This window comes from Micromonospora sp. DT53, from assembly GCF_049841535.1.
GTDB lineage: Bacteria > Actinomycetota > Actinomycetes > Mycobacteriales > Micromonosporaceae > Micromonospora.
Genome location: NZ_JBNCKM010000009.1, coordinates 334,059 through 344,536, shown reverse-complemented (window position 1 = coordinate 344,536; position 10,478 = coordinate 334,059). Strand labels below are relative to the sequence as shown.

Annotated in this window: 8 protein-coding genes; 5 read left to right on the top strand and 3 right to left on the bottom strand. The window is 72.3% G+C overall.

Going from position 1 to position 10,478, the window contains the following annotated elements; all coding sequences use genetic code 11:
• The first annotated feature begins 976 nt into the window (after positions 1–976).
• Entirely contained in the window at positions 977–1,396 is a 420-nt protein-coding gene (locus tag ACLQ3B_RS26950) for a protein-tyrosine phosphatase family protein (RefSeq protein ID WP_425783485.1), read from the top strand.
• 262 nt (positions 1,397–1,658) lie between these two features.
• On the opposite strand, the gene ACLQ3B_RS26945 is transcribed toward ACLQ3B_RS26950, so the two are convergent.
• A complete protein-coding gene (locus ACLQ3B_RS26945) occupies positions 1,659–3,953 on the bottom strand; it encodes an ATP-binding cassette domain-containing protein (RefSeq protein ID WP_425783484.1) in 2,295 nt (764 codons plus the stop codon).
• Between the two features lie 166 nt (positions 3,954–4,119).
• Between ACLQ3B_RS26945 and ACLQ3B_RS26940 the strand changes: the two genes are divergently transcribed.
• The 3 genes from ACLQ3B_RS26940 (at position 4,120) to ACLQ3B_RS26930 (ending at position 7,023) form a co-directional block, all read left to right on the top strand.
• On the top strand, positions 4,120–4,848 hold the full coding sequence (locus tag ACLQ3B_RS26940) for a MerR family transcriptional regulator (protein ID WP_425783483.1): 729 nt from the start codon (positions 4,120–4,122) through the stop codon (positions 4,846–4,848).
• 47 nt (positions 4,849–4,895) lie between these two features.
• On the top strand, positions 4,896–6,104 hold the full coding sequence (locus ACLQ3B_RS26935; RefSeq protein ID WP_425783482.1) for a D-alanyl-D-alanine carboxypeptidase family protein: 1,209 nt from the start codon (positions 4,896–4,898) through the stop codon (positions 6,102–6,104).
• 70 nt (positions 6,105–6,174) lie between these two features.
• Entirely contained in the window at positions 6,175–7,023 is an 849-nt protein-coding gene (locus tag ACLQ3B_RS26930; RefSeq protein WP_425783481.1) for a peptidylprolyl isomerase, read from the top strand.
• A gap of 120 nt (positions 7,024–7,143) precedes the next feature.
• Here the strand turns inward: ACLQ3B_RS26930 and ACLQ3B_RS26925 are convergent, their stop codons facing one another.
• On the bottom strand, positions 7,144–8,181 hold the full coding sequence (locus tag ACLQ3B_RS26925; RefSeq protein ID WP_425783480.1) for a LacI family DNA-binding transcriptional regulator: 1,038 nt from the start codon (positions 8,179–8,181) through the stop codon (positions 7,144–7,146).
• A gap of 240 nt (positions 8,182–8,421) precedes the next feature.
• On the opposite strand from ACLQ3B_RS26925, the gene ACLQ3B_RS26920 reads away from it, so the two are divergent.
• A complete protein-coding gene (locus tag ACLQ3B_RS26920; RefSeq protein ID WP_425783479.1) occupies positions 8,422–9,264 on the top strand; it encodes a M15 family metallopeptidase in 843 nt (280 codons plus the stop codon).
• Here ACLQ3B_RS26920 and ACLQ3B_RS26915 read toward each other — a convergent pair whose 3' ends face one another.
• Complete coding sequence (locus ACLQ3B_RS26915; RefSeq protein WP_425783478.1) at positions 9,265–10,452, bottom strand: spore photoproduct lyase family protein; 1,188 nt, start codon at positions 10,450–10,452, stop codon at positions 9,265–9,267. It lies immediately after the preceding gene.
• Positions 10,453–10,478 lie beyond the last annotated feature (26 nt).

The window sequence follows — 10,478 nt, the reverse complement described above, 5'->3', positions numbered from 1 at the left end:
ACCACCGCGTTCCTCAAGGGCCTCAAGCAGGTCGACGGCTGGCAGGACATGCCGCTGACCGAGGCCGCGCAGACCGTGCAGGTCTCCGCCTACCCCGACGCCTACGCCCAGTGGGAGCAGCAGGCCACCGACCTGGCCGCCCAGCACTGGAACAGCTGACCCACACCAACACCACCGCACCACCGCACGATTTGAGCGTTGGCCGGCACCCGTATCCCGGGTGCCGGCTGGCGGCTTTCCCGCTGGGACCGCATGGCGCTGGTGGCTGACTGCGGATGCCACCCCACCGGTCGGCAGCACCACCGCACCAGATCAACTGTTGGGTCGGCATCTCGCGACCGGGGTGCCGGCCAGCGGCACGTCCGTTTCCTGCGGCAGGCACCTGGTGCTGGCTGTTGGCCGTGGGGTGCCGCGCCGCCCTGTGCCAGGCGGTCGGTGGAAGCGGATGGGGTGGTTCGGGTGCGTTGTCCGCGAGATCTTGGACAGTTTCCGTTCGCGCAGAACTATTCAGTCCCATGACATCTGTCAGTGCGCGCAGAACGGAAACTGTCCAAGATCTCGTAGGGCATGGCCGAAACGCGGCGCGACGGTCGCGGAGAGGCGATCCGCGGTGCGCCGATGGGAACCCGACGGTGCATGCGGCGGTGTGGCAACGCGTCGCACCACCGGCCCCCGGCCCCGGCCCCCGGCCCCGGCCCCCGGCCCCGGCCCCCGGCCCCGGCCCCCGGACGCGCGAGCCGGGGTGGGGTGCGGGAACAACGTCGGGGGTGGGCTGGTTGTGGACAGTGTCGGTGTGACTCAGTGTCCCCGGGCCTCACCTAATATCGCCCTCGCGGAATACCGTTCGGCTGGAGCCGCGTCGTGCCACTCGCCGAGAGGCGACCTGCACACCGACACGAGCGCCGCCCCCGGTCCACAAGGCCGGGGGCGGCGCTGTCTGTGCTCGTCCGTCGGTGGGCAGCGGCACAATGTTCGGGTGACTGATGCGCAGCCCTGGTCCGAGCAGTCGGGCGTACTCGTACTCCCCAGCGGGGCCATGGTGCGCGGACGCCGCATCGCTGCCGCGACCTCGCCCGCCGACTTCGCTGTGCTGTTGGCAGCCGGTCCGGAGCCGGCCTGGCCGCACCGGCGGATCCGGTGGCCCGATTTCTGGGTGCCGCTCGACCGCGCCGAAGCCCTCGACGCCCTGCGGGAGGCGGTGCGGCGGGCACACGACGGTGAACGCGTCGAGGTGGCCTGTCGCGGTGGGGTGGGCCGCACCGGAACGGCCCTGGCCGCGCTGGCGATCCTCGACGGCCTGCCGGTCGAGCGAGCGGTGCCGTGGGTTCGGGCCGGCTACCACCCGAAGGCGGTGGAAACCCCCTGGCAGCGGCGCTGGCTGCGCCGCGTCAGCTGACCACCGCCGACCACCGCCGCCGGCACCGCCGCTGGACCACCGCCGCCGGCACCGCTGGACCACCGCCGATCACCGCCACCGCCACCGCCGCCGGCACCGCCGCTGGACCACCGCCGCCGGCACCGCTGGACCACCGCCGATGACCGCCACCGCCACCATCGCCGGCAGCACCGCCGCTGGTCCACCGCCGCCGGACCATTACCGGTCGCGCCGCCCACCGGTGTCGGCCCGCCGCGCTCCGGTTGGTCTTGGGGCGGCGGTGTCAGCTCTGGCCGATCACCGCCGGTTCGCCGACGTACTCGCGGAGGTGCTTGGCGGTGAGGGTGTCGCCGGTGGCGACCAGCTCGGCCGGTGTGCCGGTGAAGACGACGTGGCCGCCGTCGTGGCCGGCGCCGGGGCCGAGGTCGATGAGCCAGTCGGCGTGTGCCATGACCGCCTGGTGGTGCTCGATGACGATCACCGTGTTTCCGGCGTCGACCATACGGTCGAGCAGGGCCAGTAGTTGGTCCACGTCGGCCAGGTGCAGGCCCGTGGTCGGCTCGTCCAGTACGTATGTGGTGGTCTTCTCGGCGAGGTGGATGGCGAGCTTGAGTCGTTGCCGTTCCCCGCCGGACAGGGTGGTCAGTGGCTGGCCGAGGCTGAGGTAGCCCAGCCCGACGTCGACGAGCCGACCGAGGACGACGTGCGCCGGACCACCAGGGAAGAACGCGTACGCCTCGGTGACCGACATGGTCAGGACCTCGTGGATGTTCTTGCCGCGCAGCGTGTACGTGAGCACCTCGTCGGTGAAGCGTCGCCCTTCGCACCGTTCGCAGACGCTTGCGACGCCGGCCATCATGGCCAGGTCGGTGTAGATGAGGCCGATTCCCTTGCAGGTCGGGCAGGCGCCCTCGGAGTTGGCGCTGAACAGCGCGGCCTTGACCCCGTTGGCCTTGGCGAAGGCGGTGCGGATCGGGTCGAGCACCCCGCTGTAGGTGGCCGGGTTGCTGCGTCGTGAGCCACGGATCGGGGACTGGTCGACGATGACGACCCCGGACCGGCCGCGCAGCGACCCGTGGATCAGTGAACTCTTGCCGGAGCCGGCCACGCCGGTGACCACGGTGAGCACCCCGAGGGGGATGTCCACGTCCACGTCGTGCAGGTTGTGCAGGTCGGCCTGGCGGATGGCGAGTTGCCCGGTGGGTTGGCGTACCGCGCCGCGCACGGTCACCCGGTGGTCCAGGTGCCGCCCGGTGAGCGTGTCGGAGCGGCGCAGGCCGGGGAGGTCGCCGGCGAAGCAGATCCGACCGCCGTCGGTGCCGGCGCCCGGTCCGAGGTCGATCACGTGGTCGGCGATGGCGATGGTTTCCGGTTTGTGTTCCACCACCAGCACGGTGTTGCCCTTGTCGCGTAGTCGCAGCAGCAGGTCGTTCATCCGGGCGATGTCGTGCGGGTGCAGGCCGACTGTGGGTTCGTCGAAGACGTACGTGACGTCGGAGAGGCTGGAGCCGAGGTGTCGGACCATCTTCACCCGTTGCGCCTCACCGCCGGAGAGGGTCGCCGACTCACGGTCCAGGCTGAGGTAGCCCAGACCGATCTCGACCAGGGAGTCCAGCAGGTCGCGGAGGTTGGCGACGAGTGGCGCGGCCCCCGGGTCGTCGACGGTGCGGACGAACGCGGCCAGGTCACTGATCTGCATGGCCGAGCAGTCGGCGATGTTGTGTCGGGCGATCCGCGACGACAGGGCCGCCGCGTTGAGTCGGGTGCCGCCGCAGTCGCCGCAGCTGGTGAAGGTGACCGCCCGGTCGACGAAGGCGCGGATGTGCGGTTGCATCGACTCGCGGTCCTTGGCGAGGTAGAGCCGCTTGACCTTGACGGCCAGGCCCTCGTAGGTCCAGTTGTTGCTGCCCATCTTGATCTTCGTGGACGGCTTGTGCAGGAAGTCCTCCCACTGTTGTGGGGTGAAGTCCTGGAGTTTGACGTCCGGGTCGAACAGGCCGGAGCCGACGATGGTCTGCCAGTACCAGGAGTCGACAGCGAAGTTGGGCACGGTGATCGCGCCGTCGTTGAGGGAGCGTTCGACGTCGACCAACTCGTTGACGTCGAGGTCGGAGACCCGGCCCAGCCCTTCGCAGGTGGGGCACATGCCCTCGGGCAGGTTGAAGCTGAACGCTCCGGCACCGCCGATGGACGGCTGGCCGAGCCGGCTGAAGAGGATCCGCAGCATGGCGTACGCGTCGGTGGCGGTGCCGACGGTGGATCGGGAGTTGACGCCCATCCGTTCCTGGTCGACGACGATGGCCGCGCTGAGGTTGCGGAGCGAGTCGACGTCCGGCCGGTTGAGGTTCGGCATGAACGACTGGAGGAACGCGCTGTAGGTCTCGTTGATCATGCGCTGGGACTCGGCTGCGATGGTGCCGAAGACCAGCGACGACTTGCCCGACCCGGAGACACCTGTGAAGACGGTCAGCCGGCGCTTGGGGATGTCGACCGAGACGCTGGCGAGGTTGTTCTCCCGCGCTCCGCGTACCTCGATCATGTCGTGGCTGTCGGCGGCGGACCATGCTGGCTGCGACATGCGAACCCTTCACGGAATCGTGGCGGGACTTCGCCCCGCCGGGCACTGGCGGGTTCCATTATCTCATTCATGCACATGTAGAGACTTCTGACGAATTCTGAGCGCACACGAAAGAACTACGACACGTAAAGTCTCAAATCACGTCGTAAGCGGTACGGTGGCTCGCGTGGACGTCGCCCCGGAGGATCGGCTGCGCGCCGTGGACCTGGCCGCCACCGTCGGGATCTCGGTGCAGCAGGTGCGCAACTACGTCGAGTTGGGGGTGCTGCCGCCGGTGCGCCGCACCGCGAGCGGCTACCGGATCTTCACCACGGAGCACGCCCGGGCGCTGACCGTGGCGCGGCGGTTGGCTGAGGGGCACGGCTGGAGCCGTACCCGGGAGATCATGGCGGCGGTGCACAGGGGTGACCTGCCGGCGGCCCTTGCCGCGCTCGACGGCGGCCATGCCGAGCTGGACCGGGAACGCGCCGAGATCCGCCGGGTGCTCGGCGCCTTCGAGACCGTGGTGGCCAGCCCGCCGGCGGCGCGGCCCGCGCCACGGAGCGGCGCCCGCATCGGCGAGGTCGCCGCCCTGGTCGGGGTCCGGACCTCGCAGCTGCGGCTGTGGGAGGAGCGCGAGCTGCTGCGGCCGGGCCGCACCCCGGGCACCAACTACCGGGTGTACGACGAGGCGGAGCTACGCGCCGCGCAGGTCATCGCGTTGCTGCGCCGAGGCGCGTACCCGTTCGAGATCATCGCCGCGGTGCTGGGCGAACTGCGGACCACCGGCAGCGCTCAGCGGGTCCGCGCCGAGCTGGCCCGCCGTGAGCAGGAGCTGCACACCCGCAGCGTGCGTCGGCTGCGGGGCAGTGCTGCCCTGCACGACTACCTGCGCGGTCGCGGTGACGCGGGTTGACCGGCATCCCGTCCCGCCGGGCGATCGTCCTGACTAGGGTCGGGCACATGAGAGCTGCGCTGCTGGCGGCCACGACGTCCGCCGTCCTGCTCGCTCCCGTGCCGGTCGGTGCGACGGGAGCGTCCGCCGCGCCGACGGTGCGCTGCCCCCGGGTCCCGGCGCCGGCGGCGTCCCGCCCGCCCCGGCCGTCGCCCCCGCCCGCCGTCCCCGCGCAACGGATGATCGGCGGCGCGGCGCTGGACACGGCCGGCCTGGTCGTTCCGGCCGGCGTCGCCGGGCCACCGCGGGTCACCGCCACGTCGTGGCTGGTCGCCGACCTGGACAGCGGCCAGGTGCTCGGCGGCTGCGGCCCCCACGAGTACGGCACGCCGGCCAGCGTGCAGAAGCTCCTGCTGGCGGCCACCATGCTGCCCAAGCTCGACCCGAAGCAGACGGTCACCGTCACCGACGCGGACATGAACATCGAACCCGGCTCCTCGGCCGTGGGCCTGGTCGCGGGCGGCCGGTACACCATCGAAACCATCTGGCTCGGGTTGCTGCTCAACTCCGGCAACGAGGCCGCCAACGCGTTGGCCCGACTCGGCAGCGGGACGGACAGCGCCGCAGGTGTCCGCGCCATGAACGAGCGGGCGCACCACCTGGGCGCGCTCCAGACGCACGCGGTCACCCCGTCCGGGCTGGACGGCAGGGGACAGTTCACCAGCGCGTACGACCTGGCGCTGATCGCCAGGGCCTGCTTCGCCGAGCCGACCTTCCGCCGGTACGCGCTGACCGAGCAGACGTCGATTCCGGCCCAGCCGGCGCAACGCACCAAGGGCTTCGAGATCCAGAACGAGAACCAGCTCATCTACCGGTACCCGGGGGCGCTCGGCGGCAAGACCGGCTTCACCGACCTGGCCCGGCACACCTACGTGGGGGCGGCCGAACGCGGTGGACGGCGGCTGGTGGTGACCCTGCTGGGCGCCGAATCGACACCGGTACGCGGCTGGGAGCAGGGCGCGGCCCTGCTGGACTGGGGCTTCACGCTGCCCCGGGACGCCACAGTGGGTCGACTGGTGGAGCCCGGCGAGTTGACCGCCACCCCGTCGGCGGCACCGTCCGCGCTGGCGGCACCCGGGGCGCCCCGCCCGGCGGCGGCCAGCGCGCCCACGCGTACCGGCTCGGGGTGGCTCTGGTCGGTGACCGCCGTGAGCGGCGCGACGGTGGCGGCCTTGTTGGGCGGCCTGCTGTGGCGTCGGCGCCGTCGGATGCCCTGACGGATCGACATCGGGCGCTGCCCTCCATAGACTCCGGTCTTTCTGGCACCACCAGTCCAGGAGGATCCCTGTGTCGAGTGAACTCGAACCGCGCACCGCAGTGGCGGCACCCCGCCGGCCGGTGCGCGCCCTGACCCGCCTCGCGGGGGTGACCGTGCTGGCCGGGGCGCTGGTCGTCGGCGCGTCCGCCACCGCGCTCGCCGCGCCGGGCCCCTCGGCCGCCGCGGAGCGCGTGTCCGCCGCGCCGCCCACCGCTGTCGACACCGCCACCCGACCGCCGCGCACCACGCACGGTCCGTGCGCGTACACCGAGACCCCGGACGAGCCCGCGGCCCGGCCGGTGCCGCTGCCGCCCGATCCGCGACGCACCCCGGCCCGGGGCAGCGTCCGGGTGACCCTGGCGACCAACCACGGGCCGATCGGGTTGACCCTGGACCGGGCCGCCGCGCCGTGCACGGTACAGAGCTTCCTGCACCTGGTCGGCAAACGCTTCTACGACCGCACCCCGTGCCACCGGCTCACCGCGTACCCGACGCTGAGCGTGCTGCAGTGCGGTGACCCGTCCGGCACCGGTGAGGGCGGCCCGGGCTACCGGTACGGCGACGAGTTGCCGACCGACCTGCCGCCCTCGCCCACCGACCCGACCGGGGAGCGGCGGGTGTACGCCCGGGGTGTGTTGGCCATGGCCAACGCCGGGCCGGACACCAACGGCAGCCAGTTCTTCCTGGTCTACGCCAACTCCGCGCTGCGCCCCAACTACACGATCTTCGGGGAGGTCGACGCGGCCGGCCTGGCCACCCTGGACCGGATCGCCGCCGGGGGAGTGGCGCCGACCGCAGAGGACCCGGCACCTGTCGACGGCGCGCCCGCGCTGCCGGTGACCATCCGCAAGGCCGTCCGCTGGCACCACCACCACTGACCGTACGGCGCGGTGGGTGACCGTCGGTCGCTCACCGCGCCACCGGTGTGGCGGCGCCGGCCGGAATTTTCGGGAACGGACCGGTACCGGTCCAACCGGTCTCCGACGCGGTTCCGGCCGTCACGGCGAGGCGGGCGACCCGGTCGTCGGGGCGGCGGTGCTGTCGCGAACGACCAGCTCGGTGGCGAGTTCCACCCGGGGCGAGTCGATGCCCTCGCCCTGGGCCAGGCGCAGCACCGTCCGGGCGGCCAACCGTCCCATCTCGACCAACGGTTGGCGCACGGTGGTCAGCGGCGGTGAGGCCCAGCGGGCTTCCGGCAGGTCGTCGAAACCCACCACGCTCACGTCGTCCGGGACGCGGAGCCCGCGGCGTCGGATGGCCTCGTAGACGCCGAAGGCCATCTGGTCGCTGGCGGCGAAGATGCCGGTCGGCGGGTCGGCGAGGTCGAGCAGCGCCGTCCCGCCGGCGAACCCGGAGGCGTGGTAGAAATCGCCCGGGTAGATCAGCTTGTCGTCCACCGGCACCCCGGCGGCCTCCAGCCCGGCCCGGTAGCCGTCGAGCCGTGCACGGCTGCACAGCAGATGCGTCGGCCCGGCCACGAAACCGACGCGCCGGTGCCCGATCGCGAGCAGGTGTTCGGTCGCGGCGAGGCCGCCGGCCCAGTTGGTGGCGCCGATCGTCGGCACGTCCATGGCCGGCACCCCGGCCGGGTCGACGACCACCACCGGCACGTTGAGACGACGCAGTTGCGCGTGCAGCGGCGGGCTCAGGTGCGAGGTCACGAAGATGACGCCGTCGGTGGCCCGGGTGCGCAGGTTCTGCAACCACTGCCGGGCCGCGGTGGGCTGCCGGTGGATCGCGGAGACCACCGTGCCGACGCCCGCGCCGTGCCCGACGTCCTCCACGCCTCGGATGATTTCCACAGCCCAGGGGCTGTCCAGGTCGTTGAAGACCAGGTCGACGAGACCGGCGCGGCGAACGCTGCGGCTGGTACGGCGCCGGTAGCCGTGGTGGCGCAACAACTCCTCGACCCGCTCGCGGGTGTCGGGGGCCACATCGGAGCGGCCGTTGAGCACCCGTGACACGGTCGGCACCGACACTCCGGCCTCCCGTGCGATCGCGGTGATGGTCACCCTGCGTCCGTCGTCCGCGCCCACCCGCGTCTCCTTCACCGAGCCGGAGGGACGACCACAAGACGGTCGCCCACCGTGTGTCCCGAAACGGCGTGCCCGCTCCACGGGTCATCTTGCCTCACCGATGGGGGTCGACGACATGCCAGGCCGACCGAAGCTTCGGCAGAGTTGCGGAAAAGTTCCGGAGCTTTTCCGGTTACTTTCGGCAGGTGGACCGAGTGAATCCTGGGATGGTGGCCCTAGCTGGGCTGATAGACAGGAATCGTGCGCTACCGCCTGGCCGTCGTGCTCGCGCTCGCCGCGCTGCTCGGCGGCTGCTCGCGGCCGGAGCCCCGACCCGCGCCGGCCGCGCCGCAGCCGACGTCGGCGAGCCCCACACCCGCGCCCGTCCCGTCCCCCTCCACCCCAGCCCCGCTGCCGGGGTTCGTGGTGCTGACCGACCTCGACCCGCGCGTCCACGCCGACATCCGCTACGCCACGCCGCACAACTTCGTCGGCCGACCGATCACCGGCTACCGCGAGCCGCTGTGCCTGCTCACCCGGCAGGCGGCCGCGGCGCTGCGCCGCGTTCAGGACGCCGCGCTGGCCGGTGGGCACAGCCTCAAGGTGTACGACTGCTACCGCCCGCAGCCGGCGGTGGACGACTTCGTCGCCTGGTCGAAGCGCCCCGGTGAGCAGCAGACCAAGGCCGAGTTCTACCCGGACCTGGCCAAGAGTCGGCTCTTCGCCGACGGTTACATCGGCGCGCCCACCGCGCACAGCCGCGGCAGCACCCTGGACCTGACACTGGTCGACGAGCCCGCCGCCAGCCAACCTCCGTACCGGGTCGGGCAGCCGCTTGTCGCCTGCACCGCGCCGCGCGGGCAGCGCTTCGCCGACAACAGCATCGACATGGGTACGGGCTTCGACTGTTTCGACTCGCGGGCGCACACCGCCGACCCCCGCATCACCGGCACACCCCGGGACAACCGCCGGTTGTTGCAGCGACTGATGACCGACGCCGGGTTCGTCAACTACGACCGCGAGTGGTGGCACTACAGCCTGCGCGACGAGCCGTACCCGGACACGTTCTTCGCCGCCCCGGTCGCCCGCTCCTCGGTCGGCTGATCAGGTCCAATAGAGGATCCGGCAGGCTGGCACGCGGGCGGTCAGCTCGGTGGTGAACCAGTCGCGCAGGGCGGTCATCGTCTCCCGCGGGTAGACGTACTTCACCGCGCCGAACTTGCCGTGCTTGCGGCTGCGGGACTCCTCGTCCATCTCCAACCGGGTGCGCGGGTACCAGCCGAGCAGCACCTCCTTGCTGCCCGGGGTGAACCGGTGGGTGATCAGCTCGGCGGTCAGGTCCAGGTCCGGCACCCCGTCGACCGCCGCGCGGACCTGGTCGAGCAACTCGCCGTAGTGCTCCCGCCAGTCGGGCAGCGCGATGATCGGCGCGATGGTCAGCCCGACCGGGTAGCCGTCGAGGGCGAGCCGGCGCAGCGCGGCCAGCCGGTCCGGCACCCGGGCGGTGCCGCCCTCGAACCGACCGCTGACCGGGGCGCAGTTGACGCTGAAGCGGACCCGGGTCCGGCCGGCGTGTGGCAACCCGACGAAGGTGTCCACGTCGGCGTACTTGGTGGTCCAGCGCAACTGCACCGGCGCGTCCCAGTCGGCGAAGTGCTGCACCGCGCGCCGCCAACTGCCGGTCAGGTGCTCCAGGGCGAGCGGGTCGGTGTAGCAGGACGCCTCGAAGGTGGTGCCCTCGTCGGCGCGCCGCGCGTTGCGGCTGGTCACCGTCCCCCGCCCGGCGTACGCGGCCAGCCCGGCGAGGATGTCGTCGAGGTCCGCGTACACCCGGGTCACCGGTGGGCCGGACAGTGATCCGGCGAGGTAGCAGTACTGGCAGTGCGCCGGGCAACCCTCGGCCAGGTCGACCCGCCAGTCGGCGCTGGGCGCGATGGGTTGCAGGACGCGCCGCGAGGGTGGGCTCACCACGATCGCCATTGTCGACTTGGCCCGGGCGTAGGTCTCCCGGTCGGTCTGCCCGCGTACCCCGGTGAGCCGGTTGGCGCGCAGCTGTTCCACCTCGATGCCGAGTGCCCGCACCCGCTCGACGATGCGTTGGCCGTGCGGGTGGTCGAGCGCGGCGGGGGTGGCCACCACCCGGGTCGGGGTCCAGCGGCGTGCCGCCCGGGTCGGCGGCGCGAGGCCGGCCAGGTCGCGGGTCGGCACCCGCTCGCCGCTGGCGTCGTGCGGCGCGGCGGGCACGTCCACGGCCAGCGGCTGGTCGACGTCGACGGCGTCCGGGCTGGTCATCCGGCCGGGGTACCCGTTGCCGCAGG

Bases quoted from the DNA above. Each gene is read 5' to 3' on its own strand.
- ACLQ3B_RS26945 (WP_425783484.1), bottom strand. From the start codon at position 3,953: ATGTCGCAGCCAGCATGGTCCGCCGCCGACAGCCACGACATGATCGAG.
- ACLQ3B_RS26935 (WP_425783482.1), top strand. From the start codon at position 4,896: ATGAGAGCTGCGCTGCTGGCGGCCACGACGTCCGCCGTCCTGCTCGCT.
- ACLQ3B_RS26915 (WP_425783478.1), bottom strand. From the start codon at position 10,452: ATGACCAGCCCGGACGCCGTCGACGTCGACCAGCCGCTGGCCGTGGAC.